The organism is Bhargavaea ginsengi (assembly GCF_900109165.1).
GTDB classification, from domain to species: Bacteria; Bacillota; Bacilli; order Bacillales_A; family Planococcaceae; genus Bhargavaea; species Bhargavaea ginsengi.
In genome coordinates this window covers 190,444-209,822 of sequence record NZ_FNZF01000002.1, presented here as the reverse complement: position 1 = coordinate 209,822, position 19,379 = coordinate 190,444, and the positions used below count along the sequence as shown (strand labels likewise).

Here is a 19,379-nt window from a genome sequence, read left to right as displayed (position 1 = left end):
GGGGAGTGCGGTCCTTTCCTGTCGATTACAGTAGGCAGGGAGGCGGCAGTACGGTGGAAAACGTCATCGAAGAAAAAGCCGTGGAACTCCTGAGCCGGGCAGTCGGGGAAGGCGCGACAGACCTTCACCTGAACCCGTCAGGCCATTCTTATGAAATCCAGCACAGAAAAGGAAGGGGGATCATTACGGCATCGGAAATCCCCGTCGAACTCGGTGAGCGGATCATCTCCTTTTATAAGTACCTATCCTCACTTGATATCGGAGAGCGCAGAAAACCGCAAAGCGGTGCATTTTCCCTTGTCTTTGGAGATGCCCTTTACTCTTTCCGCATTTCAACATTGCCCTCTGTCAACAAGAAGGAAAGTGCGGCCATCCGCTTCCAGGCGCAAGAGGATGCCCGTCCTGTGGCGGAGCTGACGGATGATATGGAGGCTGTCAATCTGCTTCTCGGGGCCGCTGAAAAACGGCAGGGAATGATTTTCTTTACCGGCCCGACAGGAAGCGGCAAGACGACCACAATGTATTCGGTGACCCGCCATTGCGCAGAGGCACTCGGGCGGCATGTGATCTCTCTTGAAGATCCGGTCGAACGCAGCCAGCCGCACCTTCTGCAGATCCAGGTGAATGAGCGGGCAGGCATCACTTATTCAACCGGACTCAAGGCAATTCTCAGACATTCGCCGGATGTCATCATGATTGGAGAGATCCGCGATGCGGATACAGCAAAAGTCGCCGTTCAGGCGGCGCTGACGGGGCACCTCGTTGTGGCGACCGTCCACTCCAAAGATACAGCGGGAAGCCTGTTCAGGATGTTGGAATTCGGCATCCAGCTGGAAGAACTCAGACAGACGGTATACATGATTTGTGCCCAGCGGCTGTCTTCAGGCGGCAGCGGTCAAAGAGCAATTTACGAAATCCTCCACGGACACCTGCTCGGCAAAGCGTTCCGGTGCCTGCAGGAAGGGGATCCGTTTGTCATGCCGTCAGAACTGACGCTTGACCGGAAGGAGGCGATGCAAAATGTCCCGGCTCCGTATAAGGCGGTCAAAGAAAATCCGGCTCCACCAACCGGAACGGTTCCTTTCCCGGGCTGCCGGGCTGATGGATGAAGGTTATACCTTCCATGATTCTGTCCGGATGCTGCTTCCTCACCATATCAGTGATCCGAGCGGAGCCGAGCGCGCGCTGGAAAAAAATCTGCGTTCAGGAAAAAGTCCCGAGGAAATTCTCGCGGATGTCGGATTTTCCTCCGCACTTCTAATTCCTGTCGGGATTTCCGTCAGCCACGGCAATTTGCCGGAGTCACTACGGACAGTCGCCGGGCGACTCGGGCGCAGGGGAAGGACGATGGAGAAAATGCGGAAAGCCACTTTTTATCCCGCCGTCCTTTTCTGTTTTATTGCATTGCTGTTCATTTTGTTCAGAACGATGTTTATGCCGAACATGGAAAAGATGCTGAGCAGCAGGGGAGGCGGGGAAGATGCGGTCGCCCTTTCCGCCTATCTTCTGAGGCTGCCTGATGTGATTGCAGGCGTAGTGCTGATCTTTATTGCTGTCGCTATTCCGGTTTATCTGATCTGGGCAAAAAAACCGGCGGAAGAAAGGCTTAGGACTGCACTATCGGTACCTGTGCTTTCCAAGTGGGTCAGAATGGGGCAGACCACTGTATTTGCCCGGGAGATGGGAACGCTTCTGGGGGGAGGCATTCCGCTTCAGCAGGCACTCGGCATCGTGGCCGCGCAGGACAGCAATTCCATGCTAGCGATGATCACGAGAAATGTCGAATCCCGGATTCTTACCGGAGATCCGCTCCATGAAGCAGTCCGTCATGCCGGTGGATTTATGCCTGACTTTCCATCATTCATCCGACATGGGGAGGAAGGCGGCCACTTGCCGAGGGAAATGCTTGTCTACAGTGAACTGATGGATGAAAAAATCGGAGAGGAATCGGAAAAGCTGATTGCCGTCGTTCAGCCCGTGTTGTTTGGAATTCTGGCAGTCTGTATCATGGGCGCCTATCTGGCCCTGATGCTGCCGGTCTACAGTATGATCGAACTCCAATGAAAGGGGAACTCAAGTTGAAGAAACTAATAAACCAATCTGGCTTCACCCTGATTGAAATGATGATCGTCCTACTTGTGATTTCCGTACTGATCCTGCTTGCGATACCTAATGTGACCAAGCGGGCAGCCGAGATTGACGAGACGGGCTGTAATGCCCTGGTCAAGATGGTTGAAGGCCAGGTTCAGGCTTACAAGATAGAGAATAAGCAAAATCCGGAATCGGAGGCCGATTTGAAGCCGGATTACCTTGAGGATGGGGACCTTTCTTGCTCTGACGGGAGGACGATTGTCGTGAACAACGGTGTTGTCACTGCGACGGCACCTTGACTCAAAAGCATTCACTTTCACCGAGATGCTGCTCGTGCTGGCAGTGGTCATGGCCGTGACCGGCGTCGGATATGCAGTGTCTGCTTCAAAGGCGCTGCAGAACCAGGAGCCGATTCCGTTCGAGGACCAGCTTAAGCTCGATATCCAGGCCATCCAGATGCATGCCGTCGCAAATGAAGAGTACACGAAGATCGTTTTTCTTGCGGATGGAAACTATGTGGCCTCCGGAACACGTTCCTCCATCCTTTTCAGGCGACAACTGCCGGAAGGAGTATCGCTCTCGGAATTCAGTACACTGAAGCAGGTGGAGTTCACCGGCCAGGGCTCAGCCAGGTCCTTCGGGACATTGAATTTCCGTACACCGGAAGGCGTCAAGACGCTCATCATCCACATCGGAAAAGGGAGGGTCACGATTGGGGAATGAACGGGGTTTCTCATTTCCGGAATCCCTCCTGTCGCTGCTTATTGTCTACATCATCTTTTCGACGCTTTTTCCGCTGATGGACCGGATGGCCATTGTACTGGAAGACCAGAGACTCGCTGCCCAGGCAGCCTCTGTCGCCTCCGATGCGGTGGATGGTCATCATCTGACCGGAGCAGTTGAAGGGTCGCGCATGATGGACGGTGTCATGTTTGACTGGAGGATGCAGGGAGGGGGAATCTGTGTTTCGTACAAGACCTTGTCCGGATGGCAATCACGCTGCTACGGGACAGAGCAGTGAAGCTGGATATACATTTGTCGAGGCTCTGCTCCATTTGGCGATTTTCTCGTTATTTTTCATCCTGTTTGCCGGCTTTTTCAGGTATTCGGCAGAAATGGCTCATCACATAGGGGACCCTTCTTCTGTTGAATGGGAGCTGTTCCGGTATGAACTGGCTGACTATCTCGGAGAAGTGGAAGGGGTGCACATCCTCGATGGCGGGAGCCGGCTCCGCATCATCACGGGAGATAAGGTGACCGAGATCGGTCATTATCCCGCGGCATCCCTGATCCGCAAGCGGGTGAACGACCAGGGGCATGAACCGATGCTGACAGGAGTCCGATCCGTCAGATTTTCGGTTGAAGAAGGTGTCTTGTCTGTCAGCGCCGTGTTCATGGACGGAAAAGAAAGGAGGTCGATGCACCATCTTCTTCAAACTAAGAAATGAAACTGGCGGCATCCTGCCGGCTGCGATTCTCCTCATTTTTCTAGTTTCCGTGTTCATTCTTTTTGCAACGAATGCATATCTGGCACAATTGCAGGCTTATACGTTATTGGAATCTTCCCACGCTCGTGATACGATTAGTAAAATCGAGTCGTATTTTAGCGAAGCGGAACCGCTTTTAGGCAGGTGGGAAGATGAAGAAGGTATACCTGATCGGCTACATGGGTTCGGGGAAGTCGGCGATCGGGAAGCGGCTGAGCTACGCGCTGCGTCTCCCGTACTACGACATGGACAGGGAGATCGAGAAACAGGCGGGCATGAAGATTCCGCAGATTTTTGAACAGTACGGCGAGGAGCACTTCCGTCAGTTGGAAACCGACTTTCTGAAAAACTTCCGTGATGAATGGTGCATCATCTCGACGGGCGGCGGGACACCGATGCGACCGGAAAATCGGAAGCTCCTCCGGCAGACTGGACTTGTGCTTTTCCTGAATGCCCCATTTTTCGAAATCTGGAGGAGAATCAAGACGGACAAGAACCGCCCGATCGTCCAGCGCTCGACACGTGAGGAACTCCAGCAGCTCTTTAATGAGCGGAAAAAAGTCTATAGAAAAACCGCCCATATCACAATCAATACCCAAGGCCGGAGCCTGCGCCAGGCAACAGATTATGCTGCCAGACAGGTCAGACGGCTAAAAGGAAAAGGAAAACGATAAAAAACTACCGGAAGCCGAACTATTATGGTTTCCGGTTTTTTAACGTTCGGTTCTCAAACCATTTTTTAAAAATTATTGCCTTCCTCAAAATTCAATGTTAGGATATAGGCAAAGCGGCAGAACTTTCGCTTTAACTACAGCTGAATAACCGGCATCTGCCGGGCGGATGAATGTACGGGGAGAGAACGCGTGAATGCGTCGCCGAAGGAGCAAGTAACGGGTGTTATGAATCTCTCAGGCAAAAAGACTCGTACAGGACGCATCTCTGGAGAGCGCCGGACCAGCCGGCCACCAACGAGGAAAACCGACCAGGAAAACTTTCAGGTGACAGGACAGAGGACCCGATTTTACGGGTCTCTCTGTCCTTTTTTACATCTGGATGAAACGGAGGAGAAGTGCAATGGCTGAAAGCACCTTGCAGCGCACCCCACTATATGACCTGTATGCCGGTCACGGGGCGAAGACGATCGATTTTGGTGGATGGGATCTTCCCGTCCAGTTTTCCGGCATTAAATCGGAACATGAAGCGGTACGTACGAAGGCGGGCTTGTTCGATGTGTCCCATATGGGTGAAGTATTCGTAGAAGGAAAAGACAGCACAGCTTTTCTTCAGAAGCTCATGACCAATGATGTTTCGAAGCTAGTGGAAGGACGCGCCCAATATACCATCATGTGCAACGAGCAGGGCGGCACGATCGATGACCTGCTGATCTACAAGATGTCCGATGATAAGTATTTTCTTGTTGTCAATGCTGCCAACACGGACAAAGATGTGGAGTGGATGAAGCAGCATGTGGAAGGTGATGTTACGGTCACAAATGTGTCCGATGACTACGCACTTCTGGCTCTCCAAGGACCGAAGGCTCAGGAAATCCTCGCAAGGCTGACAGATGAACCGCTCGAAGAAATCAAGTTCTTCCGCTTTAAGGATCAAGTCAGCATCGCCGGCCATCAGGCGCTCATTTCACGCACGGGCTATACGGGTGAGGACGGATTTGAAATTTATGCCTCCCCGGAATCCGCACGTGTGCTATGGGAAGAGATCCTGAAGGAAGGCGAAAAGGACGGTCTTGTGCCTGCCGGTCTCGGCGCCCGTGATACACTGCGCTTTGAAGCAGGGCTTCCCTTGTACGGCCAGGAAATGTCCGATGCGATCTCCCCGTTGGAAGCAGGTCTCGGCTTTGCGGTTAAAGTCGGCAAGCAAGACGATTTCATCGGAAAGGAAGTTCTCGTCCGGCAGAAGGAAGAGGGCGTTCCCCGGAAGCTTGCAGGGATCAGGATGATCGATAAAGGGATTCCGCGTACGGGTTACGCAGTCTACAAGGGAGACGAAAAAATCGGCGAGGTAACGACCGGCACACAATCCCCGACATTGGGTGCAAATATCGGAAATATCCTCATCGGTACTGAACATGCTGTTTTGGGCGATGTAGTGGAAGTGGAAGTGCGCAAAAAGCGCCTCAAGGCTGAAATTGTCGAAACCCCGTTTTATAAGCGCGCGAAATCCTAAATCAGAAAGAGGTCCAGAATGATGAAGCACCGTTATTTGCCGATGACTGAATCGGACAAGAAACAAATGCTCGACGCGATCGGCGTCCAATCCATCAATGATCTGTTTAGTGACATTCCTGAAAAAGTCCGTTTTGACCGTGACTACGACCTGAAACCGGCGTTGTCCGAGACGGATCTTTTAAAAGAGCTTTCCGAACTTGCCGGCCAAAATGCCGACAGCAACTCCCACGCATCGTTCCTTGGGGCAGGAGTCTATGATCACTACAAGCCGGTCATCGTCGACCATGTCATTTCCCGTTCCGAATTCTATACGGCGTACACGCCGTATCAGCCTGAATTCTCCCAAGGGGAACTCCAGGCGATCTTCGAGTTCCAATCCATGATCTGTGAACTGACTGGCATGGACATCGCCAACTCCTCGATGTATGACGGAGGAACCGCATTGGCCGAGGCTGGCATGCTGGCTGCAGCTCATACACGCCGGAAAAAGCTTCTGGTCTCGGAAGCTGTCCATCCTGAATACCGTGATGTCGTAAAGACCTATGCACTCGGTCAGTCGATTGATGTTGAAGTGATTCCGCTCAAAGATGGCGTGACAGACTATGAAGCGCTCCGCGGTATGATCGACGGAGATACTGCAGCGGTCATGCTACAGTACCCGAACTTCTTCGGACAGATCGAAAATATCCAGGAAGCGGCCGATATCGCACATGACAACAAGTCGCTGTTCGTCGTTTCTTCAAACCCGCTGGCGCTTGCGGTTCTGACGCCTCCGGGCAAACTGGGAGCCGACATCACGGTCGGTGATGCGCAGCCATTCGGCATTCCGGAAGCTTTCGGCGGCCCGCACTGCGGCTATTTCGCTGTTACAAAGAAGCTGATGCGCAAGGTTCCGGGCCGCCTCGTCGGTGAAACAAATGACGAGGAAGGCCGTCGCGGCTATGTACTGACGCTCCAGGCGCGCGAACAGCATATCCGCCGTGACAAAGCGACGTCCAACATCTGCTCGAACCAGGCACTGAACGCTCTTGCCGCATCTGTCGCCATGTCGGCGTTCGGCAAGCAGGGGGTCCGTGAAATGGCCCTGCAAAACATCTCCAAAACACAGTACGCCATCCGAGCTTTCCGGGAAGCCGGCTATGAAGTCGTATTCGGCGGCCCAAGCTTCAACGAATTTGTCGTGAAGTGCAAAGAGCCGGTTGCAGACCTGAACCGCCGTCTGCTCGATGCAGGGATCATCGGCGGATATCACCTCGGACTGACTTATCCTGAGCTGGAAGGCCATATGCTTATCGCGGTGACCGAACAGCGGACGAAGGAAGAAATCGATGCACTTGTGCAGGAAATGGAGGCCATCCATGCATAAAGAAAACCAGCCGCTTATTTTTGAAATCAGTAAAGAAGGCCGGATCGGATACGGACTTCCGGAACTTGATGTTCCGGAAACCGATCTTTCCGCCCTGCTTCCGGAAGGACTTCTCCGCGAGGAGCCCGCAGAACTGCCGGAAGCTTCCGAACTTGATATTATGCGCCATTACACAGCGCTTTCCCGCCGCAACCATGGTGTGGATTCAGGTTTCTACCCGCTCGGCTCATGCACGATGAAATACAATCCGAAAGTTAATGAATCTGCCGCCCGCCTGTCCGGATTCGCAAACGTCCACCCTCTCCAGGAAGAGTCTTCCGTCCAGGGGGCAATGGGCCTGATGTACGATCTGCAGGAACACTTGGTTGAGATCACGGGCATGGACGAAGTGACGCTCCAATCCGCTGCCGGAGCACACGGCGAGTGGACGGCACTCATGATGATCCGCGCCTTCCATGAGGCGAACGGAGACCACAACCGGACGAAGGTCATCATTCCTGACTCCGCACACGGAACGAATCCTGCTTCCGCAACGGTAGCAGGCCTTGAAACAATTACAGTTAAATCTGACGAAAACGGTCTTGTCGACATTGAGGACCTGAAGCGTGTGGCGGGAGAAGACACAGCAGCGCTTATGCTGACGAACCCGAACACGCTCGGCCTGTTCGAGGAAAATATTCTCGAAATGGCGGAAATCGTCCACGGTGTGGGCGGCAAGCTCTACTATGACGGCGCGAACCTGAATGCCATCATGGGCAAGGTGCGTCCGGGGGACATGGGCTTCGATGCCGTCCACCTCAACCTCCACAAAACGTTTACCGGCCCTCACGGCGGCGGCGGACCCGGTTCCGGTCCTGTCGGTGTCAAAAAGGAACTCGTTCCATTCCTGCCGAAACCGGTTCTCGTGAAGAAAGACGATGCGTTCACGTTCGACTATGACCGCCCGCAGTCGATTGGCCGGATCAAACCGTTCTACGGCAACTTCGGCATCAATGTGCGCGCATATTCGTACATCCGCTCCATGGGTGCAGAAGGCCTGAAGCTCGTATCGGAATACGCGGTGCTTAACGCGAACTACATGATGCGCCGACTGGCTCCTCATTTTGACCTGCCGTATGACCGCCACTGCAAGCATGAATTTGTGCTGAGCGGCCGTCGTCAGAAACAGCTTGGCGTCCGCACGCTTGATATTGCCAAGCGACTGCTGGACTTCGGCTTCCACCCGCCGACCATCTACTTCCCACTTAATGTCGAGGAAGGCATGATGATCGAGCCGACGGAAACGGAATCCAAAGAAACACTTGATGCATTCATCGATGCAATGATCCAGATTGCACGTGAGACGGAAGAAAACCCTGAAATTGTCCAGGAAGCCCCGCACACCACTGTCGTAAGCCGCCTGGATGAAACTCAGGCAGCACGCAAGCCGGTACTGAAATACAACCGTCCTGAGGCTCCTGAAGCGGTTGCCGTCAACTGATTGGTCATAAATGGAAAAGGCCCGCATCCGTGCGGGCCTTTTCCGCATCGGCGCCTTAATTATAGGGTGCCCAATAACAAACGCCTCCGGCAAGCAATGCTTGCGCGGAGGCGTTTGTCTTTATTTTTTCGTTTTGACTTTCCCTGTCCACTGACGGAAACCGCCCTGGAGCATATAGAGCTGTCCATAGCCCCGTTTTTTCAGATAGAGCGCGGACCGGCCGCTCCGGGAACCGTTCTGGTCATACAGATAGACCGGCTTGTCCGGGCGGATCTCCTTGTAGCGCTGGGAGAACTGCGTGAACGGGATGTTGCGGGCTCCGAGGATATGTCCGGCATCAAAGTCCTTCTGCTCCCGCACATCGATCAGCTGGGCCTTCCGGTAGCCCGCGATAAACTCCTCCTGATTAAGCGCAGTCACCGCCTTGCGGGTCCTTAGCAGGGTCACGAGCAGGTAGATAATCAATCCGAAAAGGATCGCGGAAATGATATAAAGTGATTCCAAAGCCATTTTCCCCTTTCTCTCTCCCTAAGATTATAAAAGAACTCATGCGGTTCGTCCATGACAGGATAAGATGTTGGCTGATCCAATCAAAAAACGCATCCCGTTTATGATAAACTAAGTCCATTGTGTTTTTGAAAGGGGAAGTCAGGAATGACAGAGAAATGGATTTTCATCAACTCCGGACCGCAGAGTGCTTCCTACAATATGGCGATGGATGAGGCTTTGCTTGACCTACACTCCAAAGGCTTGATTCCGCCTGTTGTGCGTTTTTACGAATGGAGCCCGGCAACGCTGTCCATCGGTTATTTCCAAAAGGCAGCTGAAGCGGTGGATCTGGAGAAGGTGAAAGAGATGGGGCTCGGTTTTGTCCGGCGGCAGACAGGCGGCCGTGCCGTGCTTCATGACCGGGAGCTAACCTACAGCATCATCGTATCGGAATCTCATCCGCAGATGCCGGCAACCGTGACTGAGGCTTACAAAGTCATCAGTGCAGGGTTGCTTGAGGGATTCCGGAACCTCGGACTTAACGCTGAACTTTCCGTCCCGTCCAGCACAGAGGAGCGGGATGCACTGAAAAAGCCCAAAAGCGCCGTCTGCTTTGATGCGCCGAGCTGGTATGAACTGGTCGTTGAAGGCAGGAAAGCGGCAGGCAGCGCACAGACACGTCAGAAGGGCGTCATCCTACAGCATGGTGCAATCCCTGTTTCGATGGATCTGGACAAGCTGGTCTCCGTATTCCATTTCGCTTCCGAAGGACACCGGCAAAGAATGAAGGATAAGCTCAAGAACAAGGCTGTCTCCATAGAGGAGCTCTCCGGCCGCAGCATTGCGATGGACGAAGTGGCAGAGGCATTCCGTACGGGCTTCCAAAAAGCACTTGATATCGAATTCATCACCAGGGAACCAAATAAGGAAATTTTGGATCTTGTACAAGCATTGGAAAAGGAAAAGTATGCGAACGACTCATGGAACTTCAAGAAGTGAAACAGGGACTTTCGTATCAATTTTAATGGACTCGTTTCCTGTCGAAACATGTCGGAGCCAGTAGCCGCATGGCATCTCGGAAGATCCGGAAATGTCAAGGTCGAAATTCTGTCCTTGATGCCTGGTTTCAACATGTAGTAGAGTTGGGAAGTACATAATACTAGATATAGTATCTATCATAAAGGATATTCGAGGAGGTCATGGTATTGGTCATCGCTTCACACAAAAACCAACCGACGCTGGACGTTTCGAAACTGAACAGGGACATTGCCGGTTTTCCACAGGTCCATCCGGTCACTGAGGAGATGCAGATTCGTCATAAAGGAGTCTCCCGGCTGGTCATGATCGATCGCTATTCGTTCAAGGATACCGAAAAGAAAACACTAGGGGTAGGGGACTACGTCGTCCTTACGGTCAAGGAAGATCCTAAGTTCCCTGCACGCGGACTCGGTTATATCCTCTCCCTTGATGCGGAAAATGGGTTGGCGGACATTTGGATCGAACCGGATTACCGCTCCGCCATCGACCATCCGCAAGAGCAGGAAAAGGGCATCGTCACCCGTCCGATCGATGTCATCGAGAAACCGCTGGAAGTTTTCTACGAGCAGATCGCCAAGCGTAATGCGACGGGGCTGTCTTCCGTCGAGAAGGACGAAGAAACACGCCAGGCTTCGTTCAACCGTTTCTACAAAGAGCTCGTTTCGCTTAACTTCATCCCGGCTGGCCGTGTCCTGTACGGTGCCGGTGCCGATACGGACGTCACATACTTTAACTGCTATGTGATGCCGTTTGTCGCAGACTCCCGAGAAGGCATCTCGGACCACCGTAAGCAGGTGATGGAAATCATGAGCCGAGGCGGCGGTGTCGGAACCAACGGCTCTACGCTTCGCCCGCGCAATACGCTTGCGCGCGGCGTGAACGGCAAATCTTCCGGATCGGTTTCGTGGCTGGATGATATTGCGAAGCTCACCCATCTAGTTGAGCAGGGCGGTTCCCGTCGCGGTGCGCAGATGATCATGCTTGCCGACTGGCACCCGGACATCGTCGAGTTCATCATCTCAAAAATGCAGAACCCGCGGATTCTCCGCTTCCTGGTCGAAAACACGAATGATGGGCATATCCGCAAACTTGCAAAAGAAAAACTGAAGTTCAAGCCGTTCACCCAGCAGGAAGAAGCCATGTATCAGGGGATCGTCAACTACAAACATATTCCCGGATACGGCGGCTTCAGCGAGGCGATCATCCGCGACGCCGAGCATAAGCTCCGTGATGGCGGGACCTATTCTGTCCACAACCCGGAGTTCCTGACCGGTGCAAACATCTCTGTCACTCTTACATCCGACTTCATGAAGGCAGTTGAAGAAGACGGTGAACACAATCTCCGCTTCCCGTATGTCGAGCAATATTCTCCTGAAGAGATGAACGAGTACAACGAACAATGGCATCAGGTAGGGGATGTGCGTGAATGGGAAAAGCGCGGATACGCTATCCGCACCTACCGTTCGATGAAAGCCCGTGAATTGTGGAACCTCATCAATATCTGTGCCACTTACTCTGCGGAGCCCGGCATATTCTTTATCGACAATGCCAACGATATGACGAATGCAAAAGCATACGGCCAGCAGGTCGTTGCCACCAACCCTTGCGGGGAGCAGCCACTCGCCCCTTACTCTGTCTGCAACCTTGCCGCGGTCAACCTGGCCGAGATGGCTGACAAAGAAACACGCAGGGTCGACTACGACAAGCTGCGTGAAACTGTAAGGACAGGCGTCCGCATGCAGGACAATGTGATCGATGCTACCCCGTACTTCCTTGAGGAAAACGAACGCCAGGCACTCGGCGAGCGCCGTGTCGGACTTGGCGTCATGGGAATGGCGGACCTGCTGATCTACTGCGGAAAACGCTACGGTTCCGAGGAAGGCAACCAGCTGGTCGACGAGGTGTTCGAAGCGATCGCGACGACGGCCTATAGGGAATCCATCGAGCTCGCCAAGGAAAAAGGCAGCTTCCCGTTCCTGATCGGTGAAACGGAAAAAGAAACGGCCGAACTGAGGGAGCGGTTCATCAACACCGGCTACATGAAACGCATGCCGGAGGACATCCGCCAGGGCGTCCTCGAGCACGGTATCCGAAATTCGCACCTGCTTACGGTCGCGCCGACAGGCTCCACGGGCACAATGGTCGGAGTGAGTACGGGGCTTGAACCATACTTCTCGTTCACTTATTACCGCAGCGGCCGTCTTGGGAAGTTCATCGAAGTCAAAGCGGAAATCGTGGAAGATTATCTGCGTGCCAATCCGGATGCTGATCCGGAACAGCTTCCTGACTGGTTCGCTACCTCGATGGACCTGACCCCGGAAGAACATGCGGACGTGCAATGCGTCATCCAGCGCTGGATCGACAGTTCCATCTCGAAAACGGTAAACGCGCCAAAGGGCTTCACGGTCGAGCAGGTTGAACAAGTGTACGAGCGGCTTTACCGAGGCGGAGCAAAGGGCGGAACGGTCTATGTCGACGGATCCCGCGACTCCCAGGTGCTGACGCTGAAAGCTGAAGAAAACGATCCGGATGTGGAAATCGAAGAACAGGTCGAGGACAAGCGCCCGGTCGTCCTCGTAGATACGATTCAGGCTCTCCGCTCGACAAACGTTACCATCGGATCGGAAATCGGCGATACATGCCCGGTTTGCCGGAAGGGGACGGTTGAAGAAATGGGCGGATGCAATTCCTGCACAAACTGCGGGGCCCAGCTGAAATGCGGACTGTAATCATCAATTTCATCTTTTGATCTGAAAAGCGGGGCTGTCCAATAAGTAATTAAATTCTTGTATCTATGGCAAACAGCAGTGGCGTCGGGAGACTCCTGCGGGAATAGCGTTAGCCGAAGACCCCGCAGGACGGAGTCCGAGGAGGCTAAGGCAACGCCCGCGGAAAGCGACCAGAGCCACTGCTGTTTGCTTTTTATGCTGGTAATACACTTCTCGGACAGCCCCGCTTGTTTTGCCGAGTCACGAGGATAATCTTGTGCTGCATGAATAAACACCCCGCGCGGATCCCATCATGATAATGAAATGCGGAGGTGGTCCGATGTTTAAGCAGCTGCCATTCTGGACGGCAGGAGCGGCGGCGGTGATGTTCACTGCCGGCCTGAAATTCCTTCATTACTTCAAGTTCATCAAATGGAAACCGACCGGCTGGGCGGAACGCTACGGTGTTTTTGCGGACGGGCCATGGGCAGCCAAGTGGCTGATCCTGCTTGCTGCCGTTTTTGTGCTGTCACTTGTTTTATACTATCTTCTTGCTTTGACATGGAAGTGGAAGGTGTCCATCACGGCCGCCGTTGCCGGTCTTCTGATTGCGGGAATGATTGAGTGGCTGATTGTGAGGCCCGGCGGCTACGGTGATTTCCGGCAGTCGATTTCCGTTCCATTTGCGGCGCTGACCCTGGTCGCGACAAGGTTTATCAACGAAACGGCGGCATTCCATAAAAAACAGCAGGCGGACTCGTGAAAAACGTTGTCCGCCTGCTTTCATATGATAAAATGGTGAGGAATCTGCTGAAAGGAGGGCTGGCGATGAATATCCTCTGTCTGAACGGCCCGAACCTGAACCGGCTCGGAAAAAGGGAACCTGAAATCTACGGAAGCGAAACACTCGGCGATGTGGAAGCACGGCTCCTTAAGCTGGCCAAAGACAACGGCGCCGAACTGGCGTTTTATCAATCCAATCACGAAGGTGCCCTCGTGGATCGGATCCAGCAGGCCGCTGAAGACGGCACGGCCGGAATCATTTTTAATCCGGCTGCCTACACACATACTTCAGTCGCTTTGCGTGATGCGGTGGCCGATGCCGGAATCCCGACAGTCGAGGTCCATATCTCGAATATACATAAGCGGGAGTCCTTCAGGCACCATTCCTATCTAGCCCCGGTATGCATCGGGCAAATATCCGGCATGGGAACTTATGGCTACGACTTGGCGATGCTTGCCCTCCTTCGGATGGGAAAAGGGGAATGATCATGGATAAACTGAATGCGTTCCGTGCTTTTTTCGATGAACTCGGAATTGACGGATTTCTCGTCACGAACCCGTACAGCCGGCGCTACCTGACCGGTTTCACAGGATCTGCCGGAACTGCACTGATTTCGCGGGACGATGCCGTGTTCATCACGGACTTCCGCTACACGGAGCAGGCCGCGGAACAGGTGGCAGGCTTCCGCATCGAAAAACAGTCGGGACTTATGCAAGATGCGGTCGCAGAACAGGTCAGCGCGATGGGAATCAAAAAAATCGGCTTTGAGCAGGACACACTGCCATATGCCGATTACGACAGGTATCAAAAGGCAGCTAAAGCGGAATGGGTGCCTGTTTCCGGCGTAATCGAAAAGCTCCGTATGGTCAAGGAAGACGACGAACTGGAGACGATCCGCAGGGCAGCAAAAATCGCGGACGAAGCGTTCAGCCATATTCTGACATTCATCAAGCCGGGTATGACGGAACTGGAAGTCTCCAACGAGCTGGAGTTCTTCATGCGCCGACTCGGTGCATCGGAATCTTCTTTTGATACGATTGTCGCTTCAGGCAAACGATCGGCGCTGCCGCATGGTGTCGCCACGGACAAAAAGATTGAAAATGGCGATATGGTGACATTGGATTTCGGTGCCCTGTACGATGGATACGTCTCCGATATCACCCGTACGGTCGCAGTCGGAGAGCCGCCGGAAGAGCTGAAGAAAATCTATCATATCGTCCTTGAGGCCCAGAAGCGTGCATGCAGTGCCCTCAAACCGGGTATGACAGGGAAAGAGGCTGATGCTGTCGCACGTGACTACATCAGCGAACACGGTTACGGAGAAGCGTTCGGCCATTCGACCGGGCACGGGATCGGTCTTGAAGTCCACGAAGGCCCCGGGCTCTCCTTCCGTTCGGATACAAAGCTGCAGCCGGGCATGGTCGTCACAGTCGAGCCGGGCATTTATGTTCCGGGCCTAGGCGGCGTGCGCATCGAAGACGACGTGCTCATCACCGAAGACGGGTGCGAACTGCTGACGTCATCGCCCAAGGAACTCATCATCCTATAACACTCTAAAATGGAGGAACTCAAATGATTTCTGTAAACGATTTTAAGACCGGCCTCACCATCGAAGTTGACGGCGACATCTACCGCGTCATGGACTTCCAGCATGTCAAGCCGGGCAAGGGGGCGGCATTCGTCCGTTCCAAGCTCCGCAACCTGCGCAACGGCAACGTCACGGAAAAGACTTTCCGCGGCGGAGAAAAAGTGGAACGCGCACAGATCGACAACCGCCGCATGCAGTACCTGTATGCAAGCGGGGACCAGCACATCTTCATGGATACAGACAACTACGAACAGATCGAACTTAACGAAAGCCAGATCGAGTACGAACTGAAATTCCTCAAGGAAAACATGGAAGTCCATATCATCCAGTACCAGAGCGAGACACTGGGTGTCGACCTGCCGGCGACCGTAGAGCTTGAAGTAACCGACACTGAGCCGGGCATCAAGGGTGATACGGCGAGCGGCGGCTCCAAGCCGGCGACATTGGAAACCGGACTCGTCGTCCAGGTGCCATTCTTCGTCAACACCGGAGACCGCCTGGTCATTAACACTGCAGAGGGCGAATACGTCTCCCGAGCATAATAACCGAAAAAAGTTGCAGACAATGCGGGTTCAGCCGCATGTCTGCAGCTTTTTTATATGCAGAAAATCAGTCCGCCCCGGATGATCAAGGAATATTCCCGATTGCTTCAGCCGGGACGGGCCATCGCATATCCCATTCCGGACCCGCATACACTCGAAAAAACGGGGGGGCCGCATGTGGAACTTCAAGATATTCTCCGGGTAGCGGGAGTCGGTCTCGTCATCGCCTTCCTGCACCTGTTTTTTGAGCAGACGGGGAAGAAGGAGTATTCCTTTTTCATATTCTTTATTGCATACCTGTATATTACAGCTGAGATGCTCAGGTTCCTGAGGATCTTTTTCACGGAAATCTCATCCTTCTTTTCGTGGCTCTCGGCTTAGGCAGGAATGATGGAAATTATCCTGTCCGCGGTCATCATCGTGTTCCTGTTAATCATCCTGGATACCTTCCTGCCGAAGATGACACCGTTTTTCCTGCTGATCTTCTTTTTCCTGCTGCTGGCCCAGCTGACTTTCCGCATGGCCGTACCGCTTCTGCAGGAACTTCCGCTTGCCTGGGACGGGGCAGGAGCCCGGCAGATTCGCCTTATAGCCGGGTCTGCCTTCCTGTTTTATCTGTCCGCTTCGTTCAGGGACATGCTCGGGGAGATCGGATATGCTCCAATCGGAAAGCTGTCCCACATGGCAGTCCAGCTTCTGATTGTCGGAATCTGGCTGAGAGAGTTCGGGGAGACGGCGGGGATTCTGGTCGGTCTCCTGCCGTAAGGAAAAAGGGGGCTTGAACGATGTGGGAGCTGATTGCTGCAGTTTCGGGTCCGCCCATCAGGCTGTTTGTGCTGATCGTCGTCCTGTCCGCCGCGGCTCTGGCGGCGGATTTTCTCGTCCCGCAGTTCCGTGAGTGGACAAGGCTTTTCCTGCTTGTCTCGGCAGGAGCTGCGGCGATGGGACCGGCGATCGATGCGGTTCGCATGATGGATGGTCTGATCGGGAAGATGACCGTGCTGTTCCTCGGCATCTATCCGGTTCTGGCCGCCGGAATGGCAGCCGCAGGAGGAGCGCTTTCTCTCATCAACTGGAACCCCGCCGTTTTCCTGTTTGTCCAGGGGGCCGTCGTGATCGGGGGCAAATGGATGGTCCCCCTGCTGATTGCGAGTTTTATCTTGGATTACCTGTCCAGGCTCGTGCCCGAAATCCCGTTCGCCCGTATTTCGGAGATGATCCGGGTGACCCTTCTGGGCGCGATCTCCGTCATCATCGCCTGCTACTCGCTATTTATCACGGCGACCGGTGCAATGGCCTGGTCTTCCGGAAGTGCACTGGCGGAGCCGCTCAAAGCACTGTTGCGCCAGCATGTCCCGCTGGTCGGGTCGTTTATTACGGATACGATGGGGGTTGTCGGCAAGTATTCATCCGGCATGGCTCCGATAGCCGGCAGTTATTTGATTGTTGCACTGCTCGTGACGAGTCTTTCCCCCGTTATCTATGTGCTTCTGACAGCCTTTCTCTACAAGTGGATCGCCGCGCTTTCTGAGCCGTTCGCACATGAGGATCTCGCTGGACTTTTTGACGATATCGGAAAAACACTGTTTGTGCTCTGCGGAATCATGCTGATTGTTGCATTCGCCATTTTTTATACCGCAGTGCTGTCCATCGTATTGATCAAGGTCATTGCGGGAGCGGGGTGAGTGAATGTGGGAATGGCTCGCCGGCCTTGTCTGGCTCATGGGCATATTGGCGGTCCTGGGCGCGGTACTCGGAGCTGATGAAAGGGAGAACTTCATGCCGCTGATGAAGCTTGCAGTGCTGATTTATATCCTTGGTCTGATCTCCCTGCTGCCCGGGTCATAGCCTGTACGAGCCGTGCATACATTGTGTCAGGATGAATGGCCGGGAAACGGCACAGCAGTAATCGCTTCCGGACCGATTCATCCGCTCCCATATACCGGAACAGCCATAACCGAAAGGACGGGAAGCGTGGAGATGACATGGAAAAAACCTTTAAGAAGAGCGCCCTGCCGCTGCTGCTTGCCGTGGCAGCCAGCCTGTTCATCCTGTTGCCGGGAATGAGGGGGCTGTTCGCCGAAAACAGCGCTGAAGGCAGGGAGGCAGTGCCATCCGGGCTTGAATCGGTCCTTTCGGATATCAGGGGAGTCGGGAAAGTCAGGATCTACCGGCAGGACGGTGAAGACGGTGAGCGGGGCGGAATTCTGATGCCGCTTGACGGTTACTTCGGAAACGCATCCGGCGGCGGAAAGGACACGCCTTCCGGCGGGATCCTGGTTGTCGCGGAAGGTGCGGGAAATCCGAAGGTCCGTGCAGAGCTTGTCCGGATCCTGTCAGGTGTTCTCCAGCTGCCCGAGCACCGGATCGTCGTAGTGGAAATGAAAAACGAGGGGGAAGAGGGATGAGAGTGAAGAAAAAAGGTGTCTGGTTCCTGACGTTGCTGAGTCTTGTAGCGGTGATTGGGGTCTACTATCTGTTTGACCGTAATCCAATGCCGTTTGACGGAATCACGATTTTTTCCGATGATACGATTGAAGACACACAGCTGGGTGAAGCGGGAAGCGATGCAACTCCGGTCTTTGCGGAGAGCTACCTGTTCGAAGAGATGAGGATGGAAATGCGCAATGAACGCAGCCAGCAAAGAGAATTGCTGACACAGAAAATCACGTCCGATGACCTGACTGCTGAAGAGCGCGACCAGGCATTTAACGAAATGCAATCTCTTACAAAGCGCGAGACAGCTGAAGCCATGCTTGAGATGCTGATCAAAGATATCGGATATGAAGATGTGGTCGTCCGCACAGAAGATGGCGCCGTGAAGGTAAGTGTCATCGCTGATGAACTGTCGGCCGCGCAGGCAGACCAGATTGTCTATACCGTAAAGAGTGAGTGGGAAGATTCCTCGCAAGTCTCCGTCGATTTCAAATCCGCACAATAAACTGGGCCTTCGCAAGGCCTTTTTCTTTTGCGGAAAATTCCGTACTCTTGTGCTGAATGTCGTACTTCAGTACCGTATTCGTCGCTTTTATGTGATAGCTATTTAAAAAACCTTTCGAAACGTCTAAAATGTAAGGGTACACATTTATAGTCAGAGGAGTCGTCATTATGCTTAAAATTCAAGAAATCCGCGAAATCATCAAACTGATCGACCAAACGGGAATTGAAGAATTCAAGTACAAGACGGAAGAAGGCGAGATCAAGCTGAAAAAGGGCGGCGCCTTCCAGGTGGTCGAGAGTGCCCCTGCAGTCCAGGCACCTGCTGTGGCCGCACCTGCGCCAGCCGCGCCTGTTGCCCAGCCTGCGCCGGTCGCAAAGGAAGAGCCGAAGCAGCAGGAAGCTGCACCTGCAGCCGTTTCACAGGACGAGAATCTGCTGGAAGTGAAGTCGCCGATGGTCGGGACCTTCTATCAGTCACCATCACCGGATGCGGCTCCTTTCGTCGCAGTCGGTGACAAGGTCAAGCCGGATAGCGTCGTCTGCATCGTCGAAGCTATGAAGTTGTTCAATGAAATCGAAGCGGAGACAAGCGGTGAGATTGCACAGATCCTCGTGGAGGACGGACAACTCGTGGAGTATGGCCAGCCGCTGTTCCTGGTCAAACCGGAATAAGGGGGGCG

The 19,379-nt window shown here is 53.7% G+C and carries 24 protein-coding genes and 1 riboswitch; of the genes, 23 read left to right on the top strand and 1 reads right to left on the bottom strand.

Annotation, left to right across the window (positions count from 1 at the left end; genetic code table 11):
* Positions 1 to 53 precede the first annotated feature (53 nt).
* The 10 genes from comGA (at position 54) to gcvPB (ending at position 8,610) form a co-directional block, all read left to right on the top strand.
* Positions 54 to 1,109, top strand: coding sequence for a competence type IV pilus ATPase ComGA (gene comGA / locus BMX91_RS06225; protein WP_092051176.1), 1,056 nt, complete (start codon positions 54 to 56; stop codon positions 1,107 to 1,109).
* The gene (comGB, locus tag BMX91_RS06220) at positions 1,102 to 2,064 is read left to right on the top strand and encodes a competence type IV pilus assembly protein ComGB (RefSeq protein WP_177168299.1); all 963 of its coding nucleotides are present in this window, start codon (positions 1,102 to 1,104) and stop codon (positions 2,062 to 2,064) included. The genes comGA and comGB overlap by 8 nt, the downstream gene beginning before the upstream one ends.
* A 14-nt stretch (positions 2,065 to 2,078) precedes the next feature.
* A complete protein-coding gene (gene comGC / locus BMX91_RS06215; protein ID WP_245744310.1) occupies positions 2,079 to 2,390 on the top strand; it encodes a competence type IV pilus major pilin ComGC in 312 nt (103 codons plus the stop codon).
* Complete coding sequence (locus BMX91_RS06210) at positions 2,368 to 2,814, top strand: hypothetical protein (protein WP_092051170.1); 447 nt, start codon at positions 2,368 to 2,370, stop codon at positions 2,812 to 2,814. The genes comGC and BMX91_RS06210 overlap by 23 nt, the downstream gene beginning before the upstream one ends.
* Positions 2,804 to 3,112 carry a hypothetical protein gene (locus tag BMX91_RS06205; RefSeq protein WP_092051168.1) on the top strand — a complete coding sequence of 103 codons (309 nt, stop codon included), beginning with the start codon at positions 2,804 to 2,806 and terminating at the stop codon, positions 3,110 to 3,112. Before BMX91_RS06210 ends, BMX91_RS06205 begins: the two co-directional genes overlap by 11 nt.
* On the top strand, positions 3,015 to 3,539 hold the full coding sequence (comGF, locus tag BMX91_RS06200) for a competence type IV pilus minor pilin ComGF (protein WP_322787448.1): 525 nt from the start codon (positions 3,015 to 3,017) through the stop codon (positions 3,537 to 3,539). The genes BMX91_RS06205 and comGF overlap by 98 nt, the downstream gene beginning before the upstream one ends.
* Positions 3,540 to 3,730: 191 nt before the next feature.
* Complete coding sequence (locus BMX91_RS06195) at positions 3,731 to 4,252, top strand: shikimate kinase (protein ID WP_092051164.1); 522 nt, start codon at positions 3,731 to 3,733, stop codon at positions 4,250 to 4,252.
* Positions 4,253 to 4,418: 166 nt separating this feature from the next.
* Positions 4,419 to 4,512, top strand: a riboswitch (glycine riboswitch).
* A gap of 140 nt (positions 4,513 to 4,652) precedes the next feature.
* On the top strand, positions 4,653 to 5,762 hold the full coding sequence (gene gcvT / locus BMX91_RS06190) for a glycine cleavage system aminomethyltransferase GcvT (protein WP_092051162.1): 1,110 nt from the start codon (positions 4,653 to 4,655) through the stop codon (positions 5,760 to 5,762).
* 21 nt (positions 5,763 to 5,783) lie between these two features.
* Positions 5,784 to 7,130: an aminomethyl-transferring glycine dehydrogenase subunit GcvPA gene (gcvPA, locus tag BMX91_RS06185; RefSeq protein WP_092052122.1), complete on the top strand. Its 1,347-nt coding sequence runs from the start codon at positions 5,784 to 5,786 to the stop codon at positions 7,128 to 7,130.
* Positions 7,123 to 8,610 carry an aminomethyl-transferring glycine dehydrogenase subunit GcvPB gene (gene gcvPB / locus BMX91_RS06180; RefSeq protein ID WP_092051160.1) on the top strand — a complete coding sequence of 496 codons (1,488 nt, stop codon included), beginning with the start codon at positions 7,123 to 7,125 and terminating at the stop codon, positions 8,608 to 8,610. Before gcvPA ends, gcvPB begins: the two co-directional genes overlap by 8 nt.
* A 120-nt stretch (positions 8,611 to 8,730) precedes the next feature.
* On the opposite strand, the gene BMX91_RS06175 is transcribed toward gcvPB, so the two are convergent.
* On the bottom strand, positions 8,731 to 9,114 hold the full coding sequence (locus BMX91_RS06175) for a rhodanese-like domain-containing protein (RefSeq protein ID WP_092051158.1): 384 nt from the start codon (positions 9,112 to 9,114) through the stop codon (positions 8,731 to 8,733).
* Between the two features lie 150 nt (positions 9,115 to 9,264).
* On the opposite strand from BMX91_RS06175, the gene BMX91_RS06170 reads away from it, so the two are divergent.
* The 13 genes from BMX91_RS06170 (at position 9,265) to accB (ending at position 19,371) form a co-directional block, all read left to right on the top strand.
* Entirely contained in the window at positions 9,265 to 10,098 is an 834-nt protein-coding gene (locus BMX91_RS06170; RefSeq protein WP_092051156.1) for a lipoate--protein ligase family protein, read from the top strand.
* 200 nt (positions 10,099 to 10,298) lie between these two features.
* Positions 10,299 to 12,866 (top strand): vitamin B12-dependent ribonucleotide reductase, encoded by a 2,568-nt coding sequence (locus BMX91_RS06165; protein WP_092051154.1) that lies wholly within the window; start codon positions 10,299 to 10,301, stop codon positions 12,864 to 12,866.
* A 319-nt stretch (positions 12,867 to 13,185) separates the two neighbouring features.
* Positions 13,186 to 13,608 (top strand): hypothetical protein, encoded by a 423-nt coding sequence (locus BMX91_RS06160; RefSeq protein WP_092051152.1) that lies wholly within the window; start codon positions 13,186 to 13,188, stop codon positions 13,606 to 13,608.
* A gap of 65 nt (positions 13,609 to 13,673) precedes the next feature.
* Entirely contained in the window at positions 13,674 to 14,114 is a 441-nt protein-coding gene (gene aroQ / locus BMX91_RS06155; protein WP_092052118.1) for a type II 3-dehydroquinate dehydratase, read from the top strand.
* Between the two features lie 2 nt (positions 14,115 to 14,116).
* A complete protein-coding gene (locus BMX91_RS06150) occupies positions 14,117 to 15,178 on the top strand; it encodes a M24 family metallopeptidase (protein WP_092051150.1) in 1,062 nt (353 codons plus the stop codon).
* 23 nt (positions 15,179 to 15,201) lie between these two features.
* Positions 15,202 to 15,759 carry an elongation factor P gene (gene efp, locus BMX91_RS06145; RefSeq protein ID WP_092051148.1) on the top strand — a complete coding sequence of 186 codons (558 nt, stop codon included), beginning with the start codon at positions 15,202 to 15,204 and terminating at the stop codon, positions 15,757 to 15,759.
* Between the two features lie 177 nt (positions 15,760 to 15,936).
* Entirely contained in the window at positions 15,937 to 16,140 is a 204-nt protein-coding gene (locus BMX91_RS06140) for a SpoIIIAC/SpoIIIAD family protein (RefSeq protein ID WP_008298205.1), read from the top strand.
* 6 nt (positions 16,141 to 16,146) lie between these two features.
* Positions 16,147 to 16,524 (top strand): hypothetical protein, encoded by a 378-nt coding sequence (locus BMX91_RS06135; RefSeq protein ID WP_143059359.1) that lies wholly within the window; start codon positions 16,147 to 16,149, stop codon positions 16,522 to 16,524.
* A gap of 20 nt (positions 16,525 to 16,544) precedes the next feature.
* The gene (locus BMX91_RS06130; RefSeq protein WP_092051144.1) at positions 16,545 to 17,444 is read left to right on the top strand and encodes a stage III sporulation protein AE; all 900 of its coding nucleotides are present in this window, start codon (positions 16,545 to 16,547) and stop codon (positions 17,442 to 17,444) included.
* A 4-nt stretch (positions 17,445 to 17,448) separates the two neighbouring features.
* A complete protein-coding gene (locus tag BMX91_RS15725; RefSeq protein ID WP_177168297.1) occupies positions 17,449 to 17,607 on the top strand; it encodes a hypothetical protein in 159 nt (52 codons plus the stop codon).
* Positions 17,608 to 17,744: 137 nt separating this feature from the next.
* On the top strand, positions 17,745 to 18,167 hold the full coding sequence (locus tag BMX91_RS06125) for a hypothetical protein (RefSeq protein WP_092051142.1): 423 nt from the start codon (positions 17,745 to 17,747) through the stop codon (positions 18,165 to 18,167).
* On the top strand, positions 18,164 to 18,700 hold the full coding sequence (locus BMX91_RS06120) for a SpoIIIAH-like family protein (protein ID WP_092051140.1): 537 nt from the start codon (positions 18,164 to 18,166) through the stop codon (positions 18,698 to 18,700). Before BMX91_RS06125 ends, BMX91_RS06120 begins: the two co-directional genes overlap by 4 nt.
* Before the next feature lie 167 nt (positions 18,701 to 18,867).
* Positions 18,868 to 19,371, top strand: coding sequence for an acetyl-CoA carboxylase biotin carboxyl carrier protein (gene accB, locus BMX91_RS06115; RefSeq protein ID WP_092051138.1), 504 nt, complete (start codon positions 18,868 to 18,870; stop codon positions 19,369 to 19,371).
* Positions 19,372 to 19,379: the final 8 nt, after the last annotated feature.

Coding starts and splice junctions, on each gene's coding strand:
- BMX91_RS06130 (WP_092051144.1), top strand. CDS start 16,545: ATGTGGGAGCTGATTGCTGCAGTTTCGGGTCCGCCCATCAGGCTGTTT.
- comGB (WP_177168299.1), top strand. CDS start 1,102: ATGGATGAAGGTTATACCTTCCATGATTCTGTCCGGATGCTGCTTCCT.
- aroQ (WP_092052118.1), top strand. CDS start 13,674: ATGAATATCCTCTGTCTGAACGGCCCGAACCTGAACCGGCTCGGAAAA.
- BMX91_RS06160 (WP_092051152.1), top strand. CDS start 13,186: ATGTTTAAGCAGCTGCCATTCTGGACGGCAGGAGCGGCGGCGGTGATG.
- BMX91_RS06135 (WP_143059359.1), top strand. CDS start 16,147: ATGATGGAAATTATCCTGTCCGCGGTCATCATCGTGTTCCTGTTAATC.
- BMX91_RS06170 (WP_092051156.1), top strand. CDS start 9,265: ATGACAGAGAAATGGATTTTCATCAACTCCGGACCGCAGAGTGCTTCC.
- gcvPA (WP_092052122.1), top strand. CDS start 5,784: ATGAAGCACCGTTATTTGCCGATGACTGAATCGGACAAGAAACAAATG.
- BMX91_RS06150 (WP_092051150.1), top strand. CDS start 14,117: ATGGATAAACTGAATGCGTTCCGTGCTTTTTTCGATGAACTCGGAATT.
- accB (WP_092051138.1), top strand. CDS start 18,868: ATGCTTAAAATTCAAGAAATCCGCGAAATCATCAAACTGATCGACCAA.
- BMX91_RS06120 (WP_092051140.1), top strand. CDS start 18,164: ATGAGAGTGAAGAAAAAAGGTGTCTGGTTCCTGACGTTGCTGAGTCTT.
- gcvT (WP_092051162.1), top strand. CDS start 4,653: ATGGCTGAAAGCACCTTGCAGCGCACCCCACTATATGACCTGTATGCC.
- gcvPB (WP_092051160.1), top strand. CDS start 7,123: ATGCATAAAGAAAACCAGCCGCTTATTTTTGAAATCAGTAAAGAAGGC.
- BMX91_RS06125 (WP_092051142.1), top strand. CDS start 17,745: ATGGAAAAAACCTTTAAGAAGAGCGCCCTGCCGCTGCTGCTTGCCGTG.
- BMX91_RS15725 (WP_177168297.1), top strand. CDS start 17,449: ATGTGGGAATGGCTCGCCGGCCTTGTCTGGCTCATGGGCATATTGGCG.
- efp (WP_092051148.1), top strand. CDS start 15,202: ATGATTTCTGTAAACGATTTTAAGACCGGCCTCACCATCGAAGTTGAC.
- BMX91_RS06195 (WP_092051164.1), top strand. CDS start 3,731: ATGAAGAAGGTATACCTGATCGGCTACATGGGTTCGGGGAAGTCGGCG.
- BMX91_RS06165 (WP_092051154.1), top strand. CDS start 10,299: ATGGTATTGGTCATCGCTTCACACAAAAACCAACCGACGCTGGACGTT.